The organism is Halobacillus sp. A5 (assembly GCF_024189315.1).
Taxonomy (GTDB): domain Bacteria; phylum Bacillota; class Bacilli; order Bacillales; family Halobacillaceae; genus Halobacillus_A.
In genome coordinates this window covers 613,500-640,188 of record NZ_JAIZEO010000003.1, presented here as the reverse complement: position 1 = coordinate 640,188, position 26,689 = coordinate 613,500, and the positions used below count along the sequence as shown (strand labels likewise).

Below are 26,689 nucleotides of genomic sequence, written 5' to 3'. Positions count from 1 at the left end.
CCTCCATTAAAAAATCCGTAATGTGGTTAGTATCAACCACATTACGGAAATCATTCACCTTATTCATCCACTGGAACGACAGCGCCCTCATATTCTTCTTCGATAAATGTTTGAATATCATCAGAACGAAGAACCTCGACAAGTGTATTCAACGCTTCGTTATCTTCGTCATCACTTTGTGCTGCAATAACATTTACATAAGGCGAATCTGTTCCTTCTAAAATTAGAGCATCCTCACTCGGATTTAATTCTGCTTCAATGGCATAGTTTGTATTGATCGCGACCAGAACATTATCTTCGCGTTCATAGTTCTCAGGCAGTAAAGCAGCATCAATGCCGGCATCAAACTCCAGGTTCTTAGGATTTTCCGCCACGTCATCTACAGTGGCTTCTACTTTATCCACATCTTCATCTAATGTAATTAATCCTTCTTCTTCAAGAAGAGAAAGTATACGCCCATGGTCAGCTGTAGAGTTACTCATTAATACTGTCGTACCATCTTTAACATCATCCAGGCTTTTAAAATCTTTTGAATATATTCCCATTGGTTCAATGTGAATACCGCCTAAGTTAGCGAAATCATAGCCATTTTGTTCTTCCTGCTCTTCAAGGTAAGGAATGTGCTGGAAGTAGTTTGCGTCAATTTCCCCTTCATCTAAATCTCTGTTAGGTAACACGTAGTCTTGATATTCTTCTACATTTAATGTAATACCTTCTTCTTCAAGCAGCGGCTGAGCTTCCTGAAGGATTTCTGCGTGAGGAGTACTTGAAGCTCCCACTGTAATCTCAGATTGATCTCCATCGCCTGATGAATCTTCCTCTTCAGATGAACCACAGGCTGTCAACACTAGTACTAAAGCTGCAAAAATTAAACTTGACCAAAATTTCTTCACAACGATTACCCCTTTTATAATATTTTTATCTTTTATCCAATTTACGAGAAACAAAGTCTCCAATAAATTGGAAAATAAACACAATAATAACGATTAGGATTGTACAAAATGCAACTACGTCAAAATCTCTGCGCTGAAATCCATAGAAATAAGCGAAGTCTCCAAGTCCACCTGCACCTATGACACCAGCAACAGCAGTATAGCTTATCAAAGCAATCGCGGTTACCGTAATGCCTGAGATTAAAGCCGGCATGGATTCTGGAAGCAGAACTTTAAATATAATGGTCCGGTACTTGGACCCCATTGCCTTGGCTGCTTCAATTACTCCTTTGTCCACTTCTTTAAGGGCAATCTCAACTAACCTGGCATAAAACGGTGCTCCACCTATAATTAAAGCCGGTAATGCAGCCCCCGGTCCTCGAATGGTTCCCATTAAAAAATCGGTGAAAGGAAAAAGTAATAAGATCAATATAATAAATGGAATCGCTCTAAATACATTGACTACTGAGGCTGTGACCCAGTTTAGTAATTTATTGTCCCATAAGCCGCCCGGGCCGGATAAATATAACAACAGTCCTAGAAGCAGACCTAAAATAAATGTTCCAGCAACAGAGACACTTGTCATATATAGTGTTTCATTTGTTGCTTCAATCATGTCTTCAACCTTTACATTTGGAAAAAGTTCCTCAAGCATTTGGATCCACCTCCACCTCTACAGAAGTTGTGCGAATGTAGTCAATCGCTTGATTCACGACCAGTTTATCCCCAACCAGTTGAACGAGCATCGTTCCATATGCACCTTTTTGGGTTTGAGTAATTTTTCCATGAAGAATATTTATATCGACATTGAACTTCCTTGATAAATCGCTAATCAATGCCTGGTTTGTGTTCTCCCCCACAAAATGCAGTTGAATAACCTCGCCCGATTGATAGTTCTCTTGTATAAGATGTAAGGACTCTTCACGATCCGGGTCTCCCATTACCTGGTCGACAAATCGTTTCGTTACTTTTTCTTTTGGATGAAGGAACACATCAAGTACATCGCCCTCCTCTACAACTTTTCCTTTCTCCATAACTGCTACTCGATGACAAATCTTTCTTATTACATGCATCTCATGAGTAATAAGTACAATTGTCAATCCTAACTTCTCATTGATGTCAACAAGAAGATCCAATATTGAATCTGTTGTTTCTGGATCCAACGCAGAGGTAGCTTCATCACAAAGAAGAACTTTAGGATTATTTGCCAGAGCTCTAGCGATACCTACCCGTTGTTTCTGACCTCCACTTAATTGGGAAGGGTAAGAATTCCCCCGCCCGCTTAAGCCTACTAATTCGATCAGCTCATTAACTCGCTCTTCTCTTGTTTTTTTTGAAGCACCCGCGATTTCTAAAGGAAATGCAATGTTATCAAAAACTGTTCTCGACCAAAGTAGATTAAAGTGCTGAAAAATCATTCCAATTTCCTGCCGCGCTAATCTTAGTTCATTCTTTTTCAACCCTGTTAAATCCTGATTATTCAGTTCAATCTCACCGCTGCTAGGCTCTTCCAGACGGTTAAGTAAACGAATGAAGGTGCTTTTTCCAGCGCCGCTGTACCCTATTACGCCATAGATCTCACCTTTGCCAATTGATAAATTTAATTCATCAACTGCGCGAACGTCCTGATCCTTTGTATGAAACACCTTAGTTAAATTTTTTATTGAAATCATGTCATTCCCCTCCTAACTAAAAAACGCTTCTCTGCATAAGAACAGAAAAGCGTGTACACTTCATTATCTGTTCTCTCATCTGTCAAAGATTAAATCTTTGCAGGATTTGGCACCTGTTCAAGCGTAACTTACTTGACGGTTGCCGGGCATCAACGGGCCAGTCCCTCCGCCTCTCTCGATAAGAGGTGATTGTTTATTTTAGTCTGTTAATGTACTAAATGATTTAAATACCAAAGAGGATTTTAGCACCCTCCAGCACACTTGTCAACTACAACATTAAGAAATTTGCCCATAAAAAAACTCTTCATTCTAAGAAGAGTCATGTCCGATCCTTCTTCTCATCTTTCAAAGCATGCTATGCTTTGCTGGAAGGAGCACCGTATTTATGCAAACCGGTTGCTGGGCTTCATTGGGCCAGTACCCTCCGCCTCTCTGGATAAGTGAAGATGTAGCTATGAAATTATAATTTATGTTAGCATGGTTATTTAGAAACGTCAATTCTCAAGGAGCGGACTTAACTAATGAAGAATGCGTATAACTTTAATTTGCCGGAGATTAGATCTGGTACATTTTATCAACTGAAAGAATTTATAGGTAAGGTAGTCATTTTAACTTTCTGGACTTCCTGGTGTCCTGACTGCCAAAGAGATCTACCTAAGAAAGAACACCTTTTTCAAACTTTAGATTCTAGTAAGGTTGTAATGATTACGATAAATGTAAAAGGTAGAGAACGTGAATTTGATGAAGCCGTCCGCTTTCATAATAAGCACATAAATCAACTGACTTTAGTTGACGATAATGTGGAAACATACAGGAAATATGATGCTCAGGGTGTACCGGCTACGGTAATTATTGACCAGGACGGGAGGATAGTAAAACAATTAAGTGATCAATCAGAATTCATAGAAATTGTAGAAGCACTCGGCAGGATCATCTAGCCAGGAGAAAGAGTGATTCCACGTATAAAAGATCTCGCAGCTTTCCTTTCACGTCAACCCTGCCAGAGTCAAGTGAGGTAATCTTTTGATCTCCATCCAACACCTCTTTAATCGTTTCTGAAGTTCCTTTAATGTAAACCTGCCTGTGAAATTCGTAGTCATGATCAATCTTTATTTCGTTTGAATTAACGGTTAGAGGGATCACCTCATCATTTTCATGAATGAAAATAACAATAGGTCGTTCTTTCCAAAGAGGGAGCAAGTCATGTCTTTCATTAACACTATTCATCCAATTTAAAATAGCTTCCATAAAAAACCCTCCTCTAATGTTGTAATAAATAATTCAACATTAGAGGAGGGTTTACCTGCAGTATTTAACTAAAATCGTTCGTCATTTCCCGGGAAATCACGCTATATTCGAACATATTCTCTTGTTTTCTCATACATGTATGAAACCGAGTGAAATGCATAAACTTTCTCAACAATTTCACCACGCTTAGTAATTAGTAAACAAGGTACACTCTCTATTTTATAGGTCTGCATAAATTTTGGGTGTAAAGAAGCATTCATTTCAAAAAATACAGTTCTTTCAAGTGTATGTTCAACGGTTTCTAAAATAGTCCTGGCCAGATGACAGGTTCCACAAAAAGGCGTATAAATATAAATTAAAGCCAGATCTTTATTTAAAATACTGCCGCACTCTGTTGATTCAATTACTTGCAAAACAGTCCTCCTGCACTACGTAAGATAGATTGATTTCACTTTAAAGTGATGACTTAATAGTGCCCGCGCTAATTCATACTCAGGTGTAGCGGCTACTTCCCTGAACATTTTATCGATATATATATGCTCTGCATGCGGCAGCTCTGCCGTCAATTGCTTTCTCAATTTATTACCTGAATCGTCTTCATCCACTAATATAAAGACGGGACGATGATCAAGGTTATAATCCATAATTAGTTCTTCCATACGTTCTATTCCCAGCGTTCCATGTGTGCATAGAATTTCTACCGGCGAATGAAGCACTTTATTAATTTGTTTTTTGTCCGTAATACCCTCAACAATTAATATTTTATCATCCATCACATTCACCTCTATACAGAAACAGACCATGCTGAAAAGCACGGCCTGCAACTTGTAATAAGAGCATACAAGTCATGTACCTATGTAAAAAGATAACTACATGACTGTAACGATCGTCTATTAGTCTTCATCGATCATTTCTTTGTACTCGTCAGCTGACATTAATTCGTCCAGCTCAGAAGAGTCGCTCGGTTCAACAACAATCATCCATGCTTTTTCATAAGGAGATTCGTTTACGAACTCAGGGCTGTCCTCCAGCTCTTCGTTTACTTCTACCACTTTTCCACTAACAGGGGCATATAGCTCGGAAACTGTCTTAACTGATTCAACACTGCCAAACGGCTCATCTGCTTCTACTTTGTCGCCTTCTTCAGGCAATTCCACAAAAACAATATCACCAAGTTCAGACTGTGCAAAATCGGTAATACCCACTCGGACTTTTTCTCCCTCTTTTTTAACCCATTCGTGTTCTTCAGAATAAAGAAATTCATTCGGTAAACTCATTCTTAGCCCTCCAGATTAAAATTAATATAAACAACAATTATAAACATAAAAGCTTTACGCTTTTATTTCCAATGTTATGCTCACTTCTGCCAATTGTTTTGAAACTCTTCTTCCTTAAACCCTACTGTTACATGATTTCCATCCGTAACAATCGGTCTTTTAATCAGCATACCCTCAGAAGCGAGCCATTTAACCATGTCCTGATCAGCTGCATCTTTCAGTTTATCCTTCATGTTTAATTCTCTATACTTTTTTCCACTAGTATTAAAGAATTTCTGCGCGGATAAACCACTGCTTTCGATTAAAGCCGACAGCTCATCTTCACTGGGTGTGTTCTCTACAATATGTACCGGTGTATACGAAACATCATGATCATCAAGCCACTTCTTTGCTTTCTTACAAGTGCCGCAGGCCGGATACCAGTAAAAGGTTAATGACATGTTTATCATACCCTCCCCCTTCGTATTGATTCTTATTTTACCATATCCATGGCGGTCAAATCATGGATAAACTCATTTCACAAAAAAACCAGCTGCAGATTGAAGCAGCTGGCATTAGAATTATACTACATATTTTTGGCTGTTAATCAGAGTTTCAGCGGCTTTTCGCTTTTTAGCTATGACATTAGTAGGTGTATGACGGGTGAGCTTTCTCAAAGCTCCCAGCATCATTCGAAGCGAATCACCTGACTCTGCGGCAATTAACGTTTCTTTTGCATGGCCTTCAATTCGATTAAAAGCTTCCTGGACATAAATTTGAGTATAAAGGAGTTTCTGAGAATTTTTCTCTACTCCTTCTTTAAGGATTGCCTTTTCAGTTCGTAAAACAGCAGATTCCATATTATATATTTCGCCCGTTATATCAGCTATATTGACAAGCAGCTCCTGTTCTCCTTCAAGTTTTTCACCGTATTTTTGTGCAGCAAGACCTGCCGCCAGAAGTGCGATCTTTTTCGCATTTCTCAGCAAGTACTTTTCTTGTTCCAGAGCTTCATCGCCTGGTTCTTCCGGCATCAACGCCATTAACTCTTCTTGAAGATCTTGAGCTTTTTGAAGTAATGGCAGTTCACCTTTCATCGCTTTCTTAAGCAATGTTCCAGGAACGATCATTCTATTAATTTCATTTGTCCCTTCAAAAATTCGATTAATTCTAGAATCACGGTAAATTCTTTCAACTTCGTACTCCTGCATAAATCCATAGCCCCCATGGATTTGTACAGCCTCATCCGCTGCAAAATCCAGTAACTCTGTACCAAATACTTTATTTAAAGAACATTCAATTGCATATTCAGCAATGACTTTCGCCACTTCTTTCCCATCACTCAACTGTTCTTGCGTCAGTTTCCCCATGCTTTGCTCAAAAAGACCAACAGTACGATACACAGAGCTTTCATTAGCATACGTATTTGATGCTACTGAGGCTAATTTTTCCTGAATGAGTGGAAAGCTTGATATAGGAGTTTGAAATTGTTTACGCTCATTTGCGTATTTAACCGCCAATTCAAGCGCACGTTTCGATCCACCCACCCCTCCAATGGCCAGCTTATAACGTCCGACATTCAGAATATTAAAAGCGATCACATGACCTCTCCCCACTTCTCCCAGCACATTTCCCACTGGAACTTCAGCATCCTCCAGCACTAATGTACGAGTTGAGGAACTCTTAATGCCCATCTTTTTCTCTTCAGGCCCCGTAGAGACTCCTTTAAAATCTCTTTCAACTATGAAAGCTGTAAATTTCTCTCCATCAATCTTCGCATAAACTACAAATACATCTGCAAAAGCTGAGTTTGTTATCCATTGTTTCTCACCATTTAAAATATAATGAGTTCCTGCATCATTTAATTTTGCTGTTGTTTTAGCTCCAAGCGCATCAGAACCAGACCCAGGCTCTGTTAATGCGTATGCTGCAATTTTTTCGCCCGTTGCGAGCAGAGGCAGATACTTTTGTTTCTGATCTTCATTTCCGAAGAAAACGATTGGTAAGGAACCTATACCTACATGAGCGCCGTGAGTAACTGAAAATCCTCCGGCACGGGAAAACTTTTCAGTGATCAGTGAAGAACTGATTTTATCAAGTTGGAGTCCGCCGTATTCTTCAGGTACATCAGCTCCCAGCAGTCCTAATTCGCCTGCTTTTTTCAATAAAGTTACTGAGTGCTCGAACTCATGGTTTTCAAGGTTATCAATTTTTGGTACTACTTCTCCCAGAACAAAATCTTCTGTAGTTTTTGCAATCATTTTATGTTCATCAGTGAAATCCTCTGGTGTAATAATATCTGCTGCTGACAAATCTTCTACTAAAAATCCTCCGCCTTTTATTCTATCTTTTACTTCACTCATCTTTCATTTCCTCCCCAGGTTAAATTAATTCAAAGACACCCGCTGCACCCATTCCGCCGCCAATACACATCGTAACTACACCAAACTGTTCATTCCTTCTTTTCATTTCATTGATTAAGCTTAATGTCAGCTTAGTCCCTGTGCATCCCAGGGGGTGACCAAGAGCAATAGCTCCCCCGTTTACATTTACTTTATTTATATCAAGACCTAACTTTCTTATGACTTGAAGTGACTGAGAAGCAAACGCTTCATTTAACTCAAATAACCCTATATCCTGAAGTTCTAATCCGGCTATCTTTAACGCCTTGGGTACGGCTTCAATTGGACCGACACCCATAATTTCCGGTTCTACTCCTCCTACTGCAAAGGACCTGAATTTCACAAGAGGGTTTAAGCCCTCAGCTTCAGCCTTCTCCCGATCCATTACCAGTACAGATGCGGCTCCGTCACTCATTTGCGAGGAATTACCGGCAGTCACTGAACCCGTAACCGAGAACGCCGGCTTTAGTTTACCTAATACCTCTATTGTGGTACCTGGCCGAACCCCTTCATCCATGGAAAATGTTTTTGTTGTTTCTTTTACTTTGTTATCATCCCCTACGACCCGGTGCGTCACTTTGACAGGTACAATCTCTTCTTCAAATCTGCCTTCTTTTAAAGCAGCTTCTGCCTTTCGATGACTATGGGCAGCGAATTCATCCTGATCTGTTCTTGATATTCCAAATCGTTTCGCTACCTCCTCGGCGGTGTGACCCATGGACATATAGTACTCCGGTGCGCTTTCAACCAACTGTACATTCGGCTTAATCACATGACCACCCATTGGGATTAAGCTCATGGACTCTGCCCCGCCAGCAATTGCCGTGTCACTGTGCCCCAGCATAATTTTCTCTGCTGCATAAGCGATACTCTGCAATCCGGAAGAACAATAACGATTAATAGTAACAGCTGGTATTTTATAGTGGAGTCCAGCTAAGCCTGCTATGTTACGGGCCATGTTCATCCCTTGTTCAGCTTCGGGCATGGCACATCCAATAATTACATCATCAATGTTTCCATCGTAGTTGCCTGCACGCTTCAACGTTTCATTTATTGTCAAGGCTGCTAGATCATCCGGGCGTGTTGTTGCCAATGACCCTTTTTTTGCACGCCCTACAGGTGTTCTAGCGCCTGCTACAATGACAGCTTCTTTCACGATTAATCCCCCTTTAAAAATTAGTTACGAAGTGGTTTCCCCTTCATTAGCATGTGCTGCATACGCTGCTGTGATTTCGCTTCACCTACTAAACTTAAGAAAGCTTCTCTTTCTAAGTCTAATAAATATTGCTCATCTACCAGAGTTCCTTCTTTCACGCGTCCGCCAGCTAAGACAAAAGCAAGCTTCTCAGCGATCAATAAGTCATGCTCGCTGGCATAACCGCTCAAGGCTAAAGATTTAGCTCCAAGAAGCATTGTTGCATACCCCTGCTCCCCTACAACTGGAACCTTATTGCGTTTTGGCGCTTGATACCCTGAGTTTGCCATACCTAAAACCTTCTGCTTGGCATCATGTAATAAATGATCCAGGTTTGGGCTGATCGAATCCCTGTTATCCAGGAACCCATTCTCCCTGGCTTCTTCCCCCGAAGTTGAAACCTTGGCCATAGCGATTTTTTCAAATACACTATTCGCTACCTTTTGCAGATCGAACTCTACACCTTGAGGAACATTACGTAAGTGTTTAATATATAATTCTTTATTCCCTCCACCGCCAGGGATGAGTCCTACACCAGCTTCTACGAGACCCATATACGTTTCAGAGGAAGCTTGAATCGCTGCAGAAGGAAGACAGACTTCCGCTCCACCACCTAGAGTCATCGCAAAGGGAGCTGTTACAATCGGCTTATCAGCATATTTAACTCGCATCATTGCATCCTGAAAGTGCTTTACGACCATTTCTATTTCGAAAAAATTAAAATCTTGAGCTTCCATCAATATCATGCCGAGGTTCGCACCTACACAAAAATTCTTACCTTGGTTTCCTATTACCAATCCTTCAAAATGATCGTCTACTTTTTCTATCGCATGATTAATCATTTGAATGATATCTAAACCAATGGCGTTGCTTTGAGAATGGAATTCCAGTCCCGCCACACCGTCTCCTAAATCGATTAGGCTTGCTCCTGTATTTTTCTTTATGACTTCATTTGTCTGTTTTAACCTTCTTATATTTATAGACTTCGGATTAAAGACCTGAGGCTCATAACTCTCATTATCGTAAAAGAAAACGCTTCCATTACCTTGTTTATAGAAGCTCTCGTTCCCACCTTCAAGCATATGGACTACCCAGTCAGGTATGGTATCCCCCTCTTCTTTCATGCGTTCTACAGATTCTCTGACTCCGATTGCATCCCAAATTTCAAATGGACCTAATTCCCATCCAAAACCCCAGCGCATAGCTTTATCAATTGAAGGGATATCGTCTGCAATCTCTCCGAGCAGCTCTGCTGAATAAAGTAGGACTGGCTTGACAACAGACCACACTAAGTCACCAGCCCGGTCACCTTTTGCATTAACCAGAGTTTTTACCTTACGATTCGTCCCTATTTCTTGTTTAGCCATTTCCACTGCTTTGGACTTAAGCTTTTCTTTTGGTCCATATTCCAGCGTCTCAGGGTTTAATTGAAGAATTTCAGAGCCATTCTCTCCTTTTTTCTTTAAGAAAAATCCCTGGCCGCTTTTAGAGCCGATCCATCCATTCTCCTGCATAGTGGTCATAAACTTTGGAACCTCAAAAGCTTTCTTTTCGTTTCCTTCCACTTGATCATAAACATTCTTTGCAACATGAATGAATGTATCTAGTCCGACTACGTCCAGTGTACGAAATGTAGCGCTTTTCGGCCGGCCGATTAATGGACCGGTTACTGAATCTACCTCACCTACACTATATCCCCCTTTAAGCATTGCCTGGACAGTAATTAATAACCCATAAGTACCGATTCGATTAGCTATAAAGTTCGGTGTATCTTTTGCTTCCACTACACCTTTACCAAGTTTATCTTCGGCGAACCGCTTCATAAATTGCAGCACCTTCTCATCAGTTTGCTTGGTAGGTATAACTTCAAGCAACTTAAGGTAACGAGGCGGGTTGAAAAAATGTGTACCTAAGAAGTGCTTTCGGAAATCTTCACTACAATCTTCTGACATCGACTCAATGGATATTCCAGAAGTGTTTGAACTTACTATACTTCCTTTTTTACGGTATTGATCAACTTGAGCAAGCACTTTCTTCTTTACATCTAAATTTTCTACTACGACTTCAATAATCCAGTCTGCTTCTGCAAGCTTATCCATATGATCAGAAAAGTTGCCGGCTTCAATCAGTTCTAAATTTTTCTGGCTGGTTAATGGAGATGGCTTATGTTTTTTTAATGCTGCTTTATTCGTTATGGCCACCCGGTTTCTCACCGAAGAATCATTTAGCGTCATTCCTTTTTTCTGTTCATCTTCGGTCAGTTCTTCAGGAGCCATATCTAACATTAATGTTGGAATTCCGACATTCGCCAAGTGAGCGGCAATTCCGGCTCCCATTACTCCTGAGCCTAATACTGCAGCACGCTTGATTTTATGGTTCATGGTTGATCCCCCTATCATATTTTGAATGAATACTCATTCATTTTACAAGCAAAAAAATATAGTGGTGCAAATATTGGTATCTATTTTATACTATAAATTATTTTCTGACATTTCGCAATCGTTTTTATTCAGAAAAAACACAGGACACGCCTTTAAAACCAACATGCCAGAAAGGTACTGACATGCGGTCATTTACTAACTATTTACCCGTAACTCCTTTTAACACAAAAGCTACATTTGCCGGTCGTTCAGCCAGCCTGCGCATAAAATACCCATACCAATCCGTCCCATAGGGTACATAAACTCTCATCTTATAACCTTCTTGAACCAATTCTTTCTGCCGTTCTACTCTGATGCCATAAAGCATTTGAAATTCGAATTGTTCCAGGGGGATATTATGATCTTCTACGAGTTTTAATGTATATTCGATCATAGCGTCATCATGGGTTGCCACTGCCGTATAATTTCCATTCAGCAGATGCATTTTAATTATTTTTTTGTAATTTTCATCTACGTCTTTTTTATCTGGAAACGCCACCTTCGGAGATTCTTTATATGCGCCTTTTACAAGACGCAGGTTAGGACTGTACTGGTTAAGATCTTCTACGTCCTCAACTGCACGATATAAATAGGATTGAATAACTGTCCCGATATTACGATACTCATTTTTTAATTCTTTGAACAGTTCAAGGGTAGTATGACAGCGTTCAAAATCCTCCATATCAATTGTAATAAACACATTATTTTCCTCTGCAGTTTTCATAATTTTTTTCATATTATCTAAAGCAAGTTCATACGAAATGTCTAACCCCATTGAGGTCAGCTTTAGCGACAGCTGTGAGTCTAATTGATGTTCAGCAATCGCTTTAACTGCTTCAATACATTCATCAGCCGCTTCTTTTGCTTCCTCTTCCGTATCAATGAATTCGCCTAAATGATCAATGGTGACACTCATTCCTTGATTATTTAATTTCTGTATGGTCTCCACTGCATTAGGTATGGTTTCTCCAGCAACAAACCTTCCAGCTCCGAATCGTAAACCATACCTTCTGGCCAGCTTAGTAAAAAATCTATTTTTAGATAAAAAAAGAAAGAAGTTTCTTAAAATTTGTTCCATTACACCCCTACCCCCAAAAATAAGTTAACCAAAGTTGTAAGAATATTCATTTTTGTAAACGATCACACACTAACATTTTATCACCGGTTTACAAAATTGGGTATATATTCGCACAAAATAATATAGTGTATTTGGATATTTCTTTCATATTCGACAGAAAGTTGGATAAATTAATATTGATTTTAGAAAAGGAGGATGAAATTATGCAACAACAAACCCCAAATCCTAATATTAAGCAATCCCAGCCAATGGAACAGGCACCTGATATCGTAAGTACTAAAGATCAGCTGTATATTTCGGATATGCTGTCATGGAATTTAAACGCATGCAAAAAAGCTCATTTCTTTGCAGGACAATGCCAAACACCTGAGCTTCAGCAGGCGTTAGAAGATGCTGGACAAATGCATCAGCGTCACTACAACAAAATTTTAGAACACTTAAATACAAGCTCTCAAAAAATGAATTAAGGAGAAGATGTTATGCAGCAAAATCAGCAAAATAAAATTCAAAATCCAGAGACCCAAATTCCAAAAACACCAGAAATGAATGAACGGGATTTCATTAACGATTTCTTAACTACCGAAAAATATATGACGGGGGCTTACAATATTGCCCTGAATGAAGCAAGCAATCAAACCCTTTATCAAGACATTGCTACAATTTTCAAAGAAACTCAAGACTGCCAGCGAAACTTATATAATTTAATGTTTAAAAATGGCTGGTATGCTTTAGAACAGGCAGAACAAACAAAATTACAAAATGCCTACCAGCAATTTTCAGGCTATAAAAACCAGTTTCCCTATGCCGTTCAATAAATAGAAGGCCCAATTCGCATTTCCGAATTGGGCTTCTTTTCATTAACCCACCGGCTCATAGCCCTGGGCTTCAATAGCTTCTTTCATCATAGCTTTTGTCACATAGGCATCATCAAAAGTAACATCGACTTTTCCACTGTCAAGATCGATATTAACCCCATGGACTCCTTCCAGTGAATTTAAAGCATTCTTTACTGATTTCTCACAGTGTTCACAACTCATTCCATTTACTTCTAAAGTAAGTTGCATGTTTAATCACCTATCTTTCATAATTTTATTATCTTAAGTTGGACTACACTGAACGGGAAGACATAGAAGTACCCTGTAATACTTGGAGCAGGAACTCCTTGCGCAGCACCCCTGAATTATGGGAATATCCATCCCTTTTTATTCAACTGTGTCCTTCATATAGGATGTATTCCACAATTTTAATCAAATATAACTTTCTAATACAAATTTACAGCGAACCATAGAACAAGTTTTCTAATACAAAGTGACAAGTGCTTTTGTCTTTACCTCAGGTACAGTATTTTGCAACCGCCTGCTGTAAAGAATGAATAAACTGTACGTTAAGCGGCAAATTGAGCTCGTGAAGCTGTTTGGCCTGCTGTGGCTTTACTCCAATAACGATAATCTCTGTTCCCATGTAAAATAGAGAGGTCATCATGTCTGTCAGTACATGGATCCCCTCTCTGTGGATCTCGCCAACTGCTGTAAAATCAAATAGAAGACGGTCAATATCCTCTTTTTGAGAAGCATGAAGCAAACCTTCTTCAACGGTGTGAAACTTATCAGATGTAATATCTCCAAACAGTGGAATCAACGCAGTGTTTAAAGTAAGTTCAATGAAAGGAGCGGAAAGTTTATTGTTCTGATCAATGGCTTCCTCAAGCTTCTCTTTTTCTTCAAGTAATTCAAAATTTGTATCGTTCAAACGAGACCTGAGTTGATTTAATGTTTTAGTCACTCTGTTCAACTTATCGTCTTTCATCATGAGAATTACTTCTGCATACAAATCGTTATTCCATGTAGTATAAACATCGGCAGTTAAAGGATCATTCCCGCCATTAACCGGTTTTAAATGAGCTTCCACCGAAGATTTATGAATGTCTGGAGAAATCCACTTTTTAACTTTTTCGATACTTTCTTCGTCTATTATATGAAGAAGGTTTTCCTGATTTCCCCACAGCTTAAATGCCTCTTCTGAATAAGTCTGTACGGTGAAATTTTTATTAATTTTATAATAAGGTAAGGGAAAGGCACGGTCAGCTTGTTTCATTAACTACGCCTGCCCTTCCGTCGTTAAACCATTTATTTAAGTGATTAAGATCCTTTATAATTATAACCTGGTCCGACTCCAGTTCTTCAAGTTCAAATTTTCTTGCCATCCGTCCACCAATCATAATGATTGGCTTCCACTCCAATGTAAGAAATTCCTTTACAAGCTCTTTTAGTGTAGGCAGGCGGTAGGAAAGGGCAGCAGATAAGCCGATTACGTGAGGTTTATAATGATGAATCTGGATGAGGGAGTGGTTCATTTCCAGGTTCGGTCCCAGATATCGAACACGCCATCCTTGTTCTTTAAAAGATTCTGCAACCATCTTTAAACCTATATAATGCTGCTCGTCCTCAACTCCAAATAACAAAGCTTTTAACCTCTTCTGATGATCTCCGCGAATAGATAGAGTATCAGCTTCGACCTTTGATAATACAAAATCACAAATAGCTGTAGCCAAATGTTCATCTGCTACAGAGATTTCATTTCTCTCCCAGAGTTCTCCTACGAAATACATAGCAGGGGTAATGATATCTTCATATAAATAGAGCCTGGGGTATTCTAACAGCAACTGTTCGATATAGACTAAAGCCTCTTCCTCATCGCCTTTAAGAAAGTAGTGTGCCAACTTTTCATGATGCTTTGTCAAAATCTTCACCTCTTACTTACCTCACTCACGCATTTTTTCAAGCGCGAGTTTTAAGTGATTAATAAATGAATCCTTTTCGTCTTTGTTTTCCCAATCCACCTTGTCTAAGTTCTTAATTAAGCGCTCATAATTGTCTATAATTAACTCGGTGCCTACGCCGCGTGAAGTTAATACATTTTGCAGCCAAGATGTATAGTCTAAAAAGAAGGCAGCACTCTTCATCTCATAGGCTGCATATAAATGATCAAGATGATGGTAGTTGTCCTCTTCTGTACGCTCCCGGCCATTTTGGCCAAACCGTTCCCAAAGAAATGGATAAGCTGCATAGATTTCTTCAACTATCTGAAGTACTAACCGATCTTTTTCCCGATTAATCATAAAGCTACGACCTCATATTTTTTAACCTGCGGAACAATTCCCTGCAGTTCTTGGTCCGGGTAATTCTTTTCAAGCTCGTGGATCTTTTTGAATTGTTCGCTTCTTGCCCAATTTAAATAGGAAGATTTATCTTTCCATTCCATGTGTACCGTTAATTCTCCCTTTTTACGTTCGTTTTGCAGCAATTGAAAGGATAGAAACCCTTCTGCCTCGTCAACCAACCGGGAACGGTTTTGATAAATAGAAATTAATTCATCTGCTTTATGATCAGGAACAACCACAGTTGAATCGACGACGTACATATATGAAAACTCCTCTATGGTTATTTTTATTGAATATTATTCTATCATATAGACTCTTATCATGTATAACTAGAGACACCAACTGTTTTGGCAGCGTTCTATAAATAACATTAAAAAGAGAGCTGAACCGCAGTCCAGCTCTCTTTATTATTTGAATATATTGTTAATTATTGTCGGACAACTTCGTCCACGACTTTTGTTTCTTCATGGTCTAATAAATTCTTATTAACAAAATCATTTACAGGTTTATTCATATTATCTTCCAAATCCTTTAGTTCTTCTTTATCTCCGACCATATAAATGCGCTCCCATTCATATTCTTTAGCCAGTTTGTCTAACTTAGGTGCGACGCTCTTATACCAACGATAACGGTTAGCATCAAAGCGCTCTTGAAACTGATCCTGTTTTGTATTTTTTGCTCCGCCTGATCCCATAGAAGCATTTGCTCTATGAGGACCCTGATGCTGCTTCCAGTCTTCAGTATCCAAGTCAAGCTCAAATAGTTGGGTGTCGTTAACCATTCCCAGGTTTGCATCAATACATTTGATCTGATTTTTCTGAGTTAAAATAATTCCTGTTTTAGGAAACTTCTCCCTCATCTGCTTCAATTGATCCAATACCGGGGAGGATTCCCAGTAAAATTCGCTTTCTACCGGCATTTGGAAACGTTCCGCAAACCATATGGTATCGTCACCTGTTGCTATAATTACAGCGCTTTTGGCAAAATTTTGTTCATTCTCTTCAATATAATTTTGAACTTTTTCCTTTACGGTCCAGAAATTTCTTTTTTCATCCGGGTCACCATCTTCTTTCAAATAAGATTCAAAGTTATTCAAGCCATTTTTTAAATGTATTTTCCATTCTCCTCCCTGTTGATCCGGGTCAGAGGGATCCGTATTCAAATACATCGTAAATACCTGTTGAGGCTTTTCTAATTGTATGTTCTCCAGTTTCTTAATTTCTTTATTTAAATCCATAAACGACATCGACTCCTTTTTCTTCATTATCTGATTTATAATTACTATGTTTCCGCTCAGGAGCGATGTTAAACTTCAATATTTTTCATCCACTTCTTCCTGGCAGTATTATAAAAAAAACAGCCCGCTATTTAAGCAGGCTGTTCTCATACTGTTACTCCATCCATTCATCAATTACATCTTGGTTTTCGTCAATCCACTCCTGTGCGCCTTCTTCTTCAGATTCCGCTTCATTAATTGAAGACATTAGTTCGCCTAATTGCTGATCATCAAGCATAAAGTTATCAAACATCTCAACTAATTCTGGATTGTCTTCTTCTAAATCCAGCCTGGCTGCATAAGAAATATCCTCGGAATCTCCATATACATTTTCAGGATCTTCTAAGAATTTAAGGTCCATTTCAGAAAATGCCCAGTGAGGAGTCCAGTGTGTAACGACAATCGGTTCTTCATTTTCCATAGCGTTTGTCAATTCTGTCATCATAGAGCCTTCAGAGGATGCTGCTAATGAATAGTCAAGGTCATATTCTTCGATAGCGTCATCTGTAAGAGACATGATGCTTGCTCCAGAATCTATTCCAACGATTTGCCCGTCCAGCTCATCCGAGTGATCATTTAAATCTTCTACAGAATTAACATCTTCCATATATTCTGGCACAACAAGTCCAAGCTCGGTACCTTCGTACCATGTTTCACGCCAATCAATATCTTCCTCATACTGCTCATAGAAGGAAGCATCTGTATTTGGAAGCCAGATTTCCATTCCGATGTCCAAATCACCCTCAGCAAGTGCTTCATACAGCACGCCTTTTTCAACTTGTTCTAACTCTACTTCATAACCTTCTTCTTCTAAAATAATTTTCCACATATTTGATACGGCTATATTTTCTGCCCAGTTGTTCATCCCGATACTGACTTCTTTATCGCCAGATTCATCCCCGTCGTCACCAGAGGACTCTGACTCTGAATCTGAATCTCCGCCACAGGCGCTTAGTATTAATGATGATCCTAATAAGACAGCCGGCAGCCATTTACGAACATGTTGCATAAGTATTTCCCTCCATTTTTTAAATATTACATTATTTTTTCAATACAGTTACGAAGTATATCATAAAATGTCGAAAGTTAAAACAAAACAAACTGTACAAATAATTATAACAGTACAATCTAATAAAGCACTCAGCTTCTGGTTCAAACTGAGTGCCTGGTATATTTAACGTCTTCTTTTACTTTCGTGGTTCGCTCGGCGGTCTGCAGCTTCACTGCGTTTCATTGCTTCTATATCGTCTTGATCAGCCATATCCTGAGCAAACTCTACATCTAAACCATCGTTCTTCTCTTGCTTAGGTGTTTGAGACAGTTTTTGTTTCTTTCTGGCATTCGATTTATTATGCTCATCTCTTCCCATTTGTCCACCCTCCTCGTTTATGATTTCAATCATAGGATTTGCCAATTGAATGTTCTTATTCTAGACATATTTTTTTAAATCGTTTAGGGACTTTGTCACATTTAGAACTCCAACAGGATTAAATCGCGGCACTCCAGACTCATTCAATGAACTGATGTTTTAATAAATTCAAACACTGCGTGACCTGGAATACTCTTTAGAGCTTCTTAGTTCACGAACTAAAAAAGACAATAAAAATAGAACTTCCATAAAAATTGGAAGTTCTATTTTTATACGGCTAATTTTTTATAAATAATTCAAATACATGACCAAAATCTTTAATGTGATATTGATTCTTCGTCTCTAATAACCAATTAAATGTGGTTTCATTAATATCCCTGAATTCATGGGACAATCGCGTTTCGTGTGTTCTGCTGTTTTGCAGCGTTGCTGAAGCCGTATTTAGGCTCTGATGCGCATATTCAGAGAATGCTTGGTTTTCTTCTGAAATCTCCGCTATTTTAAGAAGAGACTTATATAAATCCTTCACTTCTTCTATAAACTTCTTATGCACATCAATATCGAATTCTTCACCGCCAAGAATAAATTTTAATTCGACATCTAAATCAATCGTTCCAGCTGTTTCTAATTCGATATTGGAGAAAGTATGTGAGTAGTAAGAATAGCGGCGTAACGTTCTTTTTTTACTTGTAGCACTTGTACCATCGACGTGAATAAGAGCTTTGTTTGTAAAGCAATATTCATCTGCTTTAGACTTTATTAAGAAATAAATTTTCTCGCCATCCTCATGCATTACATAATCATCGGCATCTACTTTATCATAATCCTCAGGAGCGATCACACTGCCTATATCACTTAATCCTAAAGCATCAGTTGCCATCTTTTTGAACATATAAACCCTCCTGATAAATCTTCATTTATACCATTTTACCATAGTTAAAAGGGTTTATTTATCTGCAGTAAACGAAAGGCCTTTCATGAAGAACTTGTTAAAGAACATATAGATTACAAGGACAGGCAGGGTGAAGACCATGGAAGCTGCCATAATATAGTTCCAATAAGTTACGTATTGCCCTTTAAATGAATTAAGTCCTACAGTTAACGTATACATATCAGCGTCCGTCATAATAATCAGAGGTCGCATAAAGTCATTCCAAAAGCCCATAAATACGAAAATGGCTTGAGCTGCCAGTGCCGGCTTGGCTAACGGAAGTACTACCTTCAAAAACATGCCGAACCTTCCAAGCCCGTCAAGTGAGGCTGCTTCCTCTAATTCTTTCGGAAAGTTAATAAAGAACTGTCTCATCATAAATATAAATGTGGCATTGATCATGGCTGGAACAATCATTCCCTGGTAGCTGTTGAGCCAGCCCAGCTCTTTAAGAATTAAATAGTTAGGAATCATTGTAACTTGAACAGGAATCATGATCACGGCTAGAATAAGCATAAACCACACCCGTTTACCCGGAAAACTTATCCTTGCGAGTGCATACCCTGCCATTGAATTAAACAGCAGGTTAAGTGCTGTCCCACCTCCCGCTATCGCAACGGAGTTTGAAAGCCAGCGAAAAAAGAGCTCCTCTTCGATAAAGATTTGTTTATAATTCTCAAATGTGAATTCTCTTGGGATAAAGCTCATTACACCGCTCGATATTTCAGCAAACGTTTTGAAAGATGATGATAGCGCCCAAACGAAGGGAACTAATGTAATTAACGCATAGGTGATCAACACAACATATAACAGTTTCTTTGCCCACGACCTTTTTCTTTCCATCTTTGATCCCCTCCATTAATTGAATTGTTCTTCCTTCGAAAGCACCCGTTGAAGTATACTTGCAATTAAAATAATCAGTGCCAGCATAAATGCAATGGCTGTTGCGTACCCCATAGTGCCTAAAGATTTGAAGGCATATTGATAAATAAGGAGCACGACAGTAAGTGTAGAATTTGATGGTCCTCCGGATCCCCCTGAGAAAATGTACGATTGATCAAATAATTGGAATGTGCCAATTAATCCCATAATGACAACAAATGAAGTAATCGGTCGAAGCTGAGGCACAGTTATGTGCCAGAAACGCTGCAACACATTAGCTCCATCAAGCTCGGCCGCTTCGTATAAATTCTTCGGCACCCCTTGTAAAGCTGCAAGGTAAATAACCATGAATAATGGAGCTGTCGCCCAAATGTTCATAATCATAATCGAATACAATGCAATATTAGGATCGCCTATCCAGTTGTATGTAGGCATATTTAATTTATCCAGCACATTATTAATGAGTCCGTTTTGGTTATACATCCACATAAAAATCAATGTCAGTACTGCTGAAGAAGTTAGTGTCGGCAGAAAATAAATAATTCTAAAGATTTTCTCACCTTTAAGGCCAGCATTTAGAGTAGACGCTAGAAATAAAGCTAGAAACGTTTGAACTGGCACTACAATTCCTACATATAAAGCCGTATTTAATAAAGCTCTTTTAGCTCTGGAGTCATCCATAATTCTTAAGTAGTTGTCTACTCCCGTATAATCAAGAACCGTACTGCCTAACAGCGTTACATCAAAAAAGGACAGGAAAACCGCATACAGAACAGGTCCTAAAATAAATACCAGTAACACCAGGATTGTAGGCAGCATAAAGCCATACCCTTGAATGATGTTCCTAAGTAAACGAGTGTAGTTTCTTTTCTTCTTACTATTTGCTTTAGAGTAACTTCCTGCCTCAGCCCGTTCCATATGAGGCCCTCCCTTTTATAATTTTCTATAGAGGCTGAACCATACTCAGCCTCTATAGAATCAATCAGTCACTAATTTCGTCATTTGCTACTTCTTCTCCAGTTTCAAGCGCGTCTTCGAGAGATTTCTCTCCCAAGAAAGCGGAAAGGAATTCATTATCGAAGTTATTATATATGGTCGGAAGATTAGGGCCATCTGACCAGGCAGTAGCATATTCAGCCCCTTCTACCAGTGGTCCGCGAACTTCATCCTCTTCGTATCCTAGTTCTTCAGCCACTGATTGCCGCGCAGGCAATTCCAGCCCTGATTCCGTCCAGGTCTTCATACCTTCTTTACCAGTAAGGTAGGAAATTAACTCCCAGGAAGCTTCCTTTTGTTCTGATGCCTGATTCATTACATAGGAAACCGTATATGCCATGGTTGCTTCTGTATCATCAAATGTAGGAACTTCAGCAACTCCATACTCCATGTCAGGGAAGGTTTCATTTAAGTAAGGTACATTCCAGTTACCTTCCATCACCATAGCAGCCCGACCCTGTCCAAGCATTTCGCCGGTGGATTCTGAACCCATTTCAGATGGTGCAGCAGCTGCTTCATCTTCATTCCTTAGATCTACTAGAGGCTGTAGTGCATCGATTACTTCCTGACTTCCAAAGTTCGCTTCTCCTTCAGTCACCATATCACCACTACCGGATTCGCCGATGAACTGGTTACGTGCCATTTCAGGTGAGACTCCAAGACCAACTGTATCTTCTGTTGTAAGCTCTTTGGCAGCTTCTTCAAGCTCCTCCCAGTTGGTCGGCACTTCTACCCCTGCTTCATCTAACATTTCTTTGTTATAAAACAGTCCAAGAGTGGAATAGCCTTTCGGAAAACCGTACACTTCATCCTCTTCGTCTTTAAAAGGATCGATTAAATTTTCTTCAAAATCTTCAGCATCAAAATCATCTTCTACATAGCTGTTAAGAGGTTCCAGTACTCCTGTTTCAATAAGAGCCGGAGCTTCGACTGCATCTAAATAAAAGACATCAGGTCCTTCTCCACCTACTAATCGAGTTTTAAGTACATCCATGTATTGATCTGCAATAACCTCATGCTTAACCGTAATATCAGGATGTTCTTCTTCAAAGTCATCTAATTGCTGCTGTAACAGCTTCTCTTCTTCAGGAGATGAGGACCATCCTGCCAGCGTTACTTCCGTTTTTCCATCTTCTGTTTCCCCGTCACTTCCACCATCACCAGATGTCCCATCATTTCCTGAACATCCTGATGCCAGGAGTGTAAATGTTAAAAGAGCGCTAATGATCCACCATTTTGATTTCATACATATTCCTCCTCGTTATTATTTAGACACTACAAGCTGGGGTGATAATACTTTTAAGCCTGTAGTGTTACCTAACACTTGTGTTCGAACTAAACCGTCTTCTCTAAACACCTTCAGACTTAAGTAACCTCTTCCAATTGGAATTCTCTCTACTTCAAGTTCATTCATCCCATTGATAAGTGTCGGATTCAAATGAATCTCACCTGTTAGAACATTTGGAAACAAGCCTAAAAGGGACTGCACTAAAGTTAAAGATGTTCCAGCTGCCCACGCTTGAGGGGAGCAGGCTACTGGATAGCGAATTAATCTGCCCCGCTTCAGGTCATAACCACAAAACAATTCAGGGAGTCTGTAATAATCAAATGAGGAAGCAGCTTTAAGTAACCCTTCTACCGTTTTATTAACCTCTTCCGTATACTTCTTTTTACTCATTCCTAAGAGAGAAAGGCTGTTATCATGAGGCCAAACGCTACCGTCATGGTAACTCATCGGATTATAAGCTTTCTCCTTTACTCCCATTGTTCGAATCCCATATCCTGAAAACATTTCATTAGACAACAGCCTTTTTGCCACAGCCCGGCTTCGGCTTTCAGATATCATATTAGAAATTAACGTATGTCCTGGATTTGATGTGATGGTGCCGACCTGCTGCTTATTTTGATCCAGGGCAATAGCATAGAAATTCTCATCATCCATCCAGAAAGCGTCCTCATATAAGCTGCGCAAATCCTCTGCTTCGTTACGAAGAGTGTCAGCCCGTGCGCTTTGATGAGTTATTTCAAAAAGCTCAGCCATGCCTGACTTCGCGTGATAAACGTACCCTTGCACTTCAGCCAGGGCAATCGGTGCTTCTGCATATTTTCCTGAACGGTGAACGATCGAATCAGCTGAATCCTTCCACCCTTGATTAGCTATTCCTTTTGAGGACTCCTGAAAATATTCAACAAAGCCATCCTGGTCCCGGTCCCCGTATTTGTTAACCCATTCCAGAGCACGTTCTACATGTTCCTCCAACAGCTCGAATGTCTTTACATCTCCTGTCCACTTTACATACTCACTTAAAAGCACAAGAAATAGTGGTGTTGCGTCAATCGTCCCATAGTATGGAGTAAAAGGAACCTGGTTCGTATTCGCAAGCTCACCGTATCTAATTTCATGCATGATTTTACCGGGTTGCTCATCTCTCCACACATCTACTTTCGTTCCCTGCATGGAAGCCATAGTAAAAAGAGTCCCTTTTGCTGCTTCAGGATAAAAGGGAAGCATCTGCCAGGCTGCAATTAGACTGTCTCTTCCAAATGGCACTCCAAACCACGGTAACCCTGCTACAGGAAATGGCCCATGACCTAAATCTGTAAGCAACACACGGAGGTCATTCAAGCCCTGTTTTACTGAGTCAGTGAGTACCTTTGAATCAGAAGTAACATTTGGCAGGTCTTCATTCCACTGCTGGTGGGAAGCTTCAAGAGAAGCAAGAGCTTTATCATAATCTAAAACTGTTCCGCTGAATTTATCTTTGATAGAAGCTGAAATGTTAACGATCAATTCTTTTTCTTCCTGAGGGTTAAGATGCATTGGAAAATGTACTAAAGTATGATCATTTCCATCGACCTCACCTTTGATACTCCATGTTACCGTTGTGGAACGAATAAGGTTATCAGCTCCTTTATATTTAAAAAATAACTGATCTACCCCAGCCGTCTCTTCGATGATTTCTCCAATTTCTCCTGACTGGAACCCACGGATTAGAAACATATCTTTAAAGTCAGAACAGGCTTTTATACTAAATGTAAAATCTAAAGATTGAGGACTGAAATTTTTAAATGATATTTTTTCATATAGCACATCATTTACAATAAACTGTTCTATGGCAAGCTCTACAGATTCCCTCCAAAGCTTAACCTTCCCTTCTTCTTCCTGATGAGGGTTAGTAAGAATCATACGGGAAACATAATTACTGGAGCCGTCAGAATCTAATAAAATTGGAGATTCTCCATTAATAAACGTTTCTAAATGACTTAGGAATCTTGTATCTTCTATGTAGAGACCGAGTCCGTAAGTCTCCTTTGGATAGATATCTCCTCCCGGGGTCGTTAGTAAAAACATATTGTTTTCTTTAATTGCTCTATAGTCCAATGAAATCCCTCCTGCTAAACTTTTCCAAAACGTTTCGGGTAACTTCCAAAATAAAATCCGAAACGTTTCGGATTTTATTTAAAATTTTTAACGAATTGAAGTCGAAGTTGATTGTCGAATCTTTAATTCTGTTTTTAAAATACATTTTTCTGGTTTTTGTTGATTTTTAAGTATATTAATCAGCATCCTTGCCGCGTAATAACCTAAATCATATTTATTTTGTGCGATAGTCGTTAATGCTGGTGATACGTAGCTGGCTAGCGGGATGTCGTCATATCCTATGATGGACAATTCTTCAGGGATTCTGTAACCTAAATGAGTTGCTGCATCGATGGCGCCGATTGCCATAAGATCACTTGCACAAAAAACTGCTGAAATTTCTGGATGTGTTTGAAGCAGTACAATCGCTTGATTATAAGCTTCTTGTTCAATAAACGATCCATCCTTCACATATTCAGGAACGTAAGTAATTCCATGCTGCTGAAGACCTAGTTTGTACCCCTGCAGTCTTTCCTTACTGACAAAAGCCTGTTCATGACCGTTGATCATCCCAATATTACGATGGCCAAGTTCAGCTAAATGACTCGCAGCAACCCTTGCTCCTTCAATGTTGTCAGTCGATACGAATCCGACGTGGTCGGAACTTACAGGAATATCAATAAACACACAAGGGATATCTGATTCCATGACTTCTTCTAAATATGGGTCATCTGTTTTAATTCCTTGAAGAATAACTCCATCTACCCTTCTTTCTTTACAAAGCTGCGTGTACGTTTTCTTTCTTTGCTTTGAAGAATCGGTATTAAATAAGACTAGATCATACTCCGTTTCAGCTACATAGCTGTTGATGCCGGACATTACTTCTACAGTAAAGCCATCTTTTATACTTTCTTTAGTAAAGCCGGATACCAGCAGCCCAATCGTTTCTGACTGATTTCTAACCAGACTTCTTGCAAGCGAATTTGGACTGTAGTTTAATTCTTCAGCAACCTTTTCAATTCTTTTCCTCGTTTTTGCATTAACATCTGAATAACCGTTTAAGGCGCGAGAAACAGTAGTAACTGAGACTCCAGCCTGCTTAGCAATGTGTTTTATTGTTGTCATGACGTGCCTCCAAAACGTTTCGGATCAACTTGTTTATTAGCTTATATGAATTTTCAAACAATTGCAACCCCTTTCATATTAATTTTTTTAAAAACAGGATCACTCTTTTTAACAACGAGTAACCCTGTTAACTGCTAGCTTATATTCTCAGCTGCGACACTACCCCCATTTCTCGTGATCGAGAAAAACGCTGCACATAATGCCATGAATACAAATAACCCCCCAACGGAAGCATTGTGAATAACTGATGATTGTTCTATTACTACCGCTCCTACCGTGGAACCCATAGCAATCCCAAAATGAAGCGCAGAATTATTAAGACTCTGCTGAATATCAGACGTCTCTGGTGCAGATGTAATAAGATAGCTCTGCTGAGCAGGCGTTATCGCCCAGCTCAGCATACTCCACACAACCATTATGATTAAAAATAATGGAAGTGAGAAGGTGACATACGGGATAAGAAAAATAGCAACAGCGAATAACCCGATAATAGCAATTATGCTTCGCTCTGCTCCCCACCTGTCAGAAATCGAGCCGCCAATACCCCCGCCTAATACCGCTGCTACCCCAAAGATAAAATAAACTACACTTACCCAAGTACCATTTAATCCCAGCATTGTTTTAAGAAAAGGAGTCAAATAAGCGTATAATGTTAGGTGACCGGTAAGAAATTAAATCGAGGTAAGCTGGGCGGAAAATATTTTACTGTTTTTCAATGTGCGAATTTGTTCTTTAATCGGCAGAGCAGGCTTAGGTTCAATTTTTTCTAAAGAAAACGCTACTCCGATCATGGATGCAATAGTTAAAATAGCAACCAGCAGAAATGGTGAACGCCACCCAAATATATTACTTAATGTTAAGCCAATTGGTACACCAAGAACTAATGAACCGCTGATCCCCATGTAAATAATACCAATGGCCCGTGCCTGGTAATCTTTCTTTACAATCGAAGAAGCAATCGTAATACCCAGTACAACGAGCAGCGAGCCGCTGGCCGCCGATATAATTCGAGCTGCTAGGATGATCGAGTAAGTTGGACTCCAAAAAGCAAGTAAGTTCCCAAGGAAAAACACAAATAGAGATAGGAGTGTTAGTTTTTTCCGCTCCACCTTTGCCGTCAAAGTTAATAAAATAGGGGACGCAATGGCAAACACAAGAGAGAATATTGTAATCAGCAGGCCGGCTTGACCAATAGTTACATCCAAATCTTCAGCCACCAGATCCAGAGTGCCGCCAATAATAAGTTCTACAGTTCCCACAACGAATGATACAATAGCCAGCATATAAACTTTTTTATTCATAATATGTCTCCCCTTTTGTTAAGTTACCACTACAATGGTAACCTTATAACAATAGAAAGACAACCGTTTTTTTTAATAAGGAAA

General features: G+C 39.4%; 29 protein-coding genes, 1 pseudogene and 2 riboswitches. Of the genes and pseudogenes, 3 read left to right on the top strand and 27 right to left on the bottom strand.

What is annotated here, in order from left to right; genetic code table 11:
• Window positions 1-59: 59 nt before the first annotated feature.
• The 3 genes from LF822_RS14965 to LF822_RS14955 are packed head-to-tail and all read right to left on the bottom strand — an operon-like array spanning window position 60 to window position 2,605.
• Complete coding sequence (locus tag LF822_RS14965; protein WP_253924863.1) at window positions 60-893, bottom strand: MetQ/NlpA family ABC transporter substrate-binding protein; 834 nt, start codon at window positions 891-893, stop codon at window positions 60-62.
• Between the two features lie 25 nt (window positions 894-918).
• Complete coding sequence (locus tag LF822_RS14960; RefSeq protein ID WP_253924862.1) at window positions 919-1,587, bottom strand: methionine ABC transporter permease; 669 nt, start codon at window positions 1,585-1,587, stop codon at window positions 919-921.
• Window positions 1,580-2,605, bottom strand: coding sequence for a methionine ABC transporter ATP-binding protein (locus LF822_RS14955; RefSeq protein ID WP_253924861.1), 1,026 nt, complete (start codon window positions 2,603-2,605; stop codon window positions 1,580-1,582). The genes LF822_RS14960 and LF822_RS14955 overlap by 8 nt, the downstream gene beginning before the upstream one ends.
• 72 nt (window positions 2,606-2,677) lie before the next feature.
• A riboswitch (SAM riboswitch) is annotated at window positions 2,678-2,790 on the bottom strand.
• Window positions 2,791-2,940: 150 nt separating this feature from the next.
• A riboswitch (SAM riboswitch) is annotated at window positions 2,941-3,048 on the bottom strand.
• A 78-nt stretch (window positions 3,049-3,126) separates the two neighbouring features.
• On the opposite strand from LF822_RS14955, the gene LF822_RS14950 reads away from it, so the two are divergent.
• Window positions 3,127-3,543 carry a TlpA family protein disulfide reductase gene (locus LF822_RS14950; RefSeq protein ID WP_253924860.1) on the top strand — a complete coding sequence of 139 codons (417 nt, stop codon included), beginning with the start codon at window positions 3,127-3,129 and terminating at the stop codon, window positions 3,541-3,543.
• Here the strand turns inward: LF822_RS14950 and LF822_RS14945 are convergent.
• The 9 genes from LF822_RS14945 to LF822_RS14905 all read right to left on the bottom strand — a co-directional run bounded on the left by LF822_RS14945 (window position 3,536) and on the right by LF822_RS14905 (window position 12,204).
• Entirely contained in the window at window positions 3,536-3,853 is a 318-nt protein-coding gene (locus LF822_RS14945; protein WP_253924859.1) for a hypothetical protein, read from the bottom strand. The genes LF822_RS14950 and LF822_RS14945 overlap by 8 nt on opposite strands.
• 101 nt (window positions 3,854-3,954) lie before the next feature.
• Window positions 3,955-4,266, bottom strand: coding sequence for a thioredoxin family protein (locus tag LF822_RS14940; RefSeq protein WP_253924858.1), 312 nt, complete (start codon window positions 4,264-4,266; stop codon window positions 3,955-3,957).
• 15 nt (window positions 4,267-4,281) lie between these two features.
• Entirely contained in the window at window positions 4,282-4,626 is a 345-nt protein-coding gene (locus LF822_RS14935; RefSeq protein WP_253924857.1) for a toprim domain-containing protein, read from the bottom strand.
• 120 nt (window positions 4,627-4,746) lie between these two features.
• A complete protein-coding gene (gene gcvH, locus LF822_RS14930; RefSeq protein ID WP_253924856.1) occupies window positions 4,747-5,130 on the bottom strand; it encodes a glycine cleavage system protein GcvH in 384 nt (127 codons plus the stop codon).
• A gap of 80 nt (window positions 5,131-5,210) precedes the next feature.
• Window positions 5,211-5,570 carry an arsenate reductase family protein gene (locus LF822_RS14925; RefSeq protein WP_253924958.1) on the bottom strand — a complete coding sequence of 120 codons (360 nt, stop codon included), beginning with the start codon at window positions 5,568-5,570 and terminating at the stop codon, window positions 5,211-5,213.
• Between the two features lie 120 nt (window positions 5,571-5,690).
• Window positions 5,691-7,472, bottom strand: coding sequence for an acyl-CoA dehydrogenase family protein (locus LF822_RS14920; protein WP_253924855.1), 1,782 nt, complete (start codon window positions 7,470-7,472; stop codon window positions 5,691-5,693).
• A 19-nt stretch (window positions 7,473-7,491) separates the two neighbouring features.
• Window positions 7,492-8,667 (bottom strand): acetyl-CoA C-acetyltransferase, encoded by a 1,176-nt coding sequence (locus LF822_RS14915; protein WP_253924854.1) that lies wholly within the window; start codon window positions 8,665-8,667, stop codon window positions 7,492-7,494.
• A 20-nt stretch (window positions 8,668-8,687) separates the two neighbouring features.
• A complete protein-coding gene (locus tag LF822_RS14910; RefSeq protein ID WP_253924853.1) occupies window positions 8,688-11,087 on the bottom strand; it encodes a 3-hydroxyacyl-CoA dehydrogenase/enoyl-CoA hydratase family protein in 2,400 nt (799 codons plus the stop codon).
• Between the two features lie 199 nt (window positions 11,088-11,286).
• Window positions 11,287-12,204 (bottom strand): proline dehydrogenase family protein, encoded by a 918-nt coding sequence (locus LF822_RS14905; RefSeq protein ID WP_253924852.1) that lies wholly within the window; start codon window positions 12,202-12,204, stop codon window positions 11,287-11,289.
• A gap of 203 nt (window positions 12,205-12,407) precedes the next feature.
• Here LF822_RS14905 and LF822_RS14900 point away from each other — a divergent pair, with 203 nt between their 5' ends.
• Both LF822_RS14900 and LF822_RS14895 read left to right on the top strand, forming a co-directional pair.
• The gene (locus LF822_RS14900; RefSeq protein WP_253924851.1) at window positions 12,408-12,671 is read left to right on the top strand and encodes a hypothetical protein; all 264 of its coding nucleotides are present in this window, start codon (window positions 12,408-12,410) and stop codon (window positions 12,669-12,671) included.
• A gap of 12 nt (window positions 12,672-12,683) precedes the next feature.
• Complete coding sequence (locus tag LF822_RS14895; RefSeq protein ID WP_253924850.1) at window positions 12,684-13,019, top strand: spore coat protein; 336 nt, start codon at window positions 12,684-12,686, stop codon at window positions 13,017-13,019.
• Between the two features lie 42 nt (window positions 13,020-13,061).
• Here LF822_RS14895 and copZ read toward each other — a convergent pair whose 3' ends face one another.
• From copZ to LF822_RS14820, 15 genes and pseudogenes are all read right to left on the bottom strand, one after another.
• A complete protein-coding gene (gene copZ, locus LF822_RS14890; protein WP_253924849.1) occupies window positions 13,062-13,268 on the bottom strand; it encodes a copper chaperone CopZ in 207 nt (68 codons plus the stop codon).
• A gap of 268 nt (window positions 13,269-13,536) precedes the next feature.
• Window positions 13,537-14,298 carry an STAS domain-containing protein gene (locus LF822_RS14885; RefSeq protein ID WP_253924848.1) on the bottom strand — a complete coding sequence of 254 codons (762 nt, stop codon included), beginning with the start codon at window positions 14,296-14,298 and terminating at the stop codon, window positions 13,537-13,539.
• Window positions 14,285-14,953: a cobalamin B12-binding domain-containing protein gene (locus LF822_RS14880; protein ID WP_253924847.1), complete on the bottom strand. Its 669-nt coding sequence runs from the start codon at window positions 14,951-14,953 to the stop codon at window positions 14,285-14,287. The genes LF822_RS14885 and LF822_RS14880 overlap by 14 nt, the downstream gene beginning before the upstream one ends.
• Before the next feature lie 12 nt (window positions 14,954-14,965).
• On the bottom strand, window positions 14,966-15,322 hold the full coding sequence (locus LF822_RS14875) for a hypothetical protein (RefSeq protein WP_253924846.1): 357 nt from the start codon (window positions 15,320-15,322) through the stop codon (window positions 14,966-14,968).
• Complete coding sequence (locus tag LF822_RS14870) at window positions 15,319-15,624, bottom strand: antibiotic biosynthesis monooxygenase family protein (protein ID WP_253924845.1); 306 nt, start codon at window positions 15,622-15,624, stop codon at window positions 15,319-15,321. The genes LF822_RS14875 and LF822_RS14870 overlap by 4 nt, the downstream gene beginning before the upstream one ends.
• Window positions 15,625-15,791: 167 nt before the next feature.
• The gene (locus tag LF822_RS14865; RefSeq protein WP_253924844.1) at window positions 15,792-16,601 is read right to left on the bottom strand and encodes a VLRF1 family aeRF1-type release factor; all 810 of its coding nucleotides are present in this window, start codon (window positions 16,599-16,601) and stop codon (window positions 15,792-15,794) included.
• Window positions 16,602-16,755: 154 nt separating this feature from the next.
• A complete protein-coding gene (locus tag LF822_RS14860) occupies window positions 16,756-17,649 on the bottom strand; it encodes a glycine betaine ABC transporter substrate-binding protein (RefSeq protein WP_253924843.1) in 894 nt (297 codons plus the stop codon).
• Window positions 17,650-17,814: 165 nt separating this feature from the next.
• On the bottom strand, window positions 17,815-18,009 hold the full coding sequence (locus tag LF822_RS14855) for a YfhD family protein (RefSeq protein WP_253924842.1): 195 nt from the start codon (window positions 18,007-18,009) through the stop codon (window positions 17,815-17,817).
• A 277-nt stretch (window positions 18,010-18,286) separates the two neighbouring features.
• Entirely contained in the window at window positions 18,287-18,901 is a 615-nt protein-coding gene (locus LF822_RS14850; RefSeq protein WP_253924841.1) for a PH domain-containing protein, read from the bottom strand.
• Window positions 18,902-18,955: 54 nt separating this feature from the next.
• Entirely contained in the window at window positions 18,956-19,783 is an 828-nt protein-coding gene (locus tag LF822_RS14845) for a carbohydrate ABC transporter permease (RefSeq protein WP_253924840.1), read from the bottom strand.
• A 15-nt stretch (window positions 19,784-19,798) separates the two neighbouring features.
• Window positions 19,799-20,641, bottom strand: coding sequence for a carbohydrate ABC transporter permease (locus tag LF822_RS14840; RefSeq protein ID WP_253924957.1), 843 nt, complete (start codon window positions 20,639-20,641; stop codon window positions 19,799-19,801).
• A 163-nt stretch (window positions 20,642-20,804) separates the two neighbouring features.
• Window positions 20,805-22,064: an ABC transporter substrate-binding protein gene (locus LF822_RS14835; protein ID WP_253924839.1), complete on the bottom strand. Its 1,260-nt coding sequence runs from the start codon at window positions 22,062-22,064 to the stop codon at window positions 20,805-20,807.
• An 18-nt stretch (window positions 22,065-22,082) separates the two neighbouring features.
• Window positions 22,083-24,200, bottom strand: a complete 2,118-nt coding sequence (locus LF822_RS14830; protein WP_253924838.1) for an amylo-alpha-1,6-glucosidase — start codon at window positions 24,198-24,200, stop codon at window positions 22,083-22,085.
• Between the two features lie 87 nt (window positions 24,201-24,287).
• Complete coding sequence (locus LF822_RS14825) at window positions 24,288-25,304, bottom strand: LacI family DNA-binding transcriptional regulator (RefSeq protein ID WP_253924837.1); 1,017 nt, start codon at window positions 25,302-25,304, stop codon at window positions 24,288-24,290.
• Between the two features lie 134 nt (window positions 25,305-25,438).
• Window positions 25,439-26,605: pseudogene (locus LF822_RS14820) on the bottom strand (MFS transporter).
• Window positions 26,606-26,689 lie beyond the last annotated feature (84 nt).

Excerpts from the sequence above, each read along its gene's own strand:
- LF822_RS14855 (WP_253924842.1), bottom strand. The coding sequence starts at position 18,009 with ATGGGAAGAGATGAGCATAATAAATCGAATGCCAGAAAGAAACAAAAA.
- LF822_RS14910 (WP_253924853.1), bottom strand. The coding sequence starts at position 11,087 with ATGAACCATAAAATCAAGCGTGCTGCAGTATTAGGCTCAGGAGTAATG.
- LF822_RS14920 (WP_253924855.1), bottom strand. The coding sequence starts at position 7,472 with ATGAGTGAAGTAAAAGATAGAATAAAAGGCGGAGGATTTTTAGTAGAA.
- LF822_RS14870 (WP_253924845.1), bottom strand. The coding sequence starts at position 15,624 with ATGTACGTCGTCGATTCAACTGTGGTTGTTCCTGATCATAAAGCAGAT.
- LF822_RS14835 (WP_253924839.1), bottom strand. The coding sequence starts at position 22,064 with ATGAAATCAAAATGGTGGATCATTAGCGCTCTTTTAACATTTACACTC.
- LF822_RS14900 (WP_253924851.1), top strand. The coding sequence starts at position 12,408 with ATGCAACAACAAACCCCAAATCCTAATATTAAGCAATCCCAGCCAATG.
- LF822_RS14850 (WP_253924841.1), bottom strand. The coding sequence starts at position 18,901 with ATGTTCAAAAAGATGGCAACTGATGCTTTAGGATTAAGTGATATAGGC.
- LF822_RS14935 (WP_253924857.1), bottom strand. The coding sequence starts at position 4,626 with ATGGATGATAAAATATTAATTGTTGAGGGTATTACGGACAAAAAACAA.
- LF822_RS14950 (WP_253924860.1), top strand. The coding sequence starts at position 3,127 with ATGAAGAATGCGTATAACTTTAATTTGCCGGAGATTAGATCTGGTACA.
- LF822_RS14875 (WP_253924846.1), bottom strand. The coding sequence starts at position 15,322 with ATGATTAATCGGGAAAAAGATCGGTTAGTACTTCAGATAGTTGAAGAA.
- LF822_RS14885 (WP_253924848.1), bottom strand. The coding sequence starts at position 14,298 with ATGAAACAAGCTGACCGTGCCTTTCCCTTACCTTATTATAAAATTAAT.
- LF822_RS14905 (WP_253924852.1), bottom strand. The coding sequence starts at position 12,204 with ATGGAACAAATTTTAAGAAACTTCTTTCTTTTTTTATCTAAAAATAGA.
- LF822_RS14865 (WP_253924844.1), bottom strand. The coding sequence starts at position 16,601 with ATGGATTTAAATAAAGAAATTAAGAAACTGGAGAACATACAATTAGAA.
- LF822_RS14860 (WP_253924843.1), bottom strand. The coding sequence starts at position 17,649 with ATGCAACATGTTCGTAAATGGCTGCCGGCTGTCTTATTAGGATCATCA.
- LF822_RS14945 (WP_253924859.1), bottom strand. The coding sequence starts at position 3,853 with ATGGAAGCTATTTTAAATTGGATGAATAGTGTTAATGAAAGACATGAC.
- LF822_RS14925 (WP_253924958.1), bottom strand. The coding sequence starts at position 5,570 with ATGTCATTAACCTTTTACTGGTATCCGGCCTGCGGCACTTGTAAGAAA.
- LF822_RS14840 (WP_253924957.1), bottom strand. The coding sequence starts at position 20,641 with ATGCTGCCTACAATCCTGGTGTTACTGGTATTTATTTTAGGACCTGTT.
- copZ (WP_253924849.1), bottom strand. The coding sequence starts at position 13,268 with ATGCAACTTACTTTAGAAGTAAATGGAATGAGTTGTGAACACTGTGAG.
- LF822_RS14960 (WP_253924862.1), bottom strand. The coding sequence starts at position 1,587 with ATGCTTGAGGAACTTTTTCCAAATGTAAAGGTTGAAGACATGATTGAA.
- LF822_RS14825 (WP_253924837.1), bottom strand. The coding sequence starts at position 25,304 with ATGACAACAATAAAACACATTGCTAAGCAGGCTGGAGTCTCAGTTACT.
- LF822_RS14955 (WP_253924861.1), bottom strand. The coding sequence starts at position 2,605 with ATGATTTCAATAAAAAATTTAACTAAGGTGTTTCATACAAAGGATCAG.
- LF822_RS14845 (WP_253924840.1), bottom strand. The coding sequence starts at position 19,783 with ATGGAAAGAAAAAGGTCGTGGGCAAAGAAACTGTTATATGTTGTGTTG.
- LF822_RS14895 (WP_253924850.1), top strand. The coding sequence starts at position 12,684 with ATGCAGCAAAATCAGCAAAATAAAATTCAAAATCCAGAGACCCAAATT.
- gcvH (WP_253924856.1), bottom strand. The coding sequence starts at position 5,130 with ATGAGTTTACCGAATGAATTTCTTTATTCTGAAGAACACGAATGGGTT.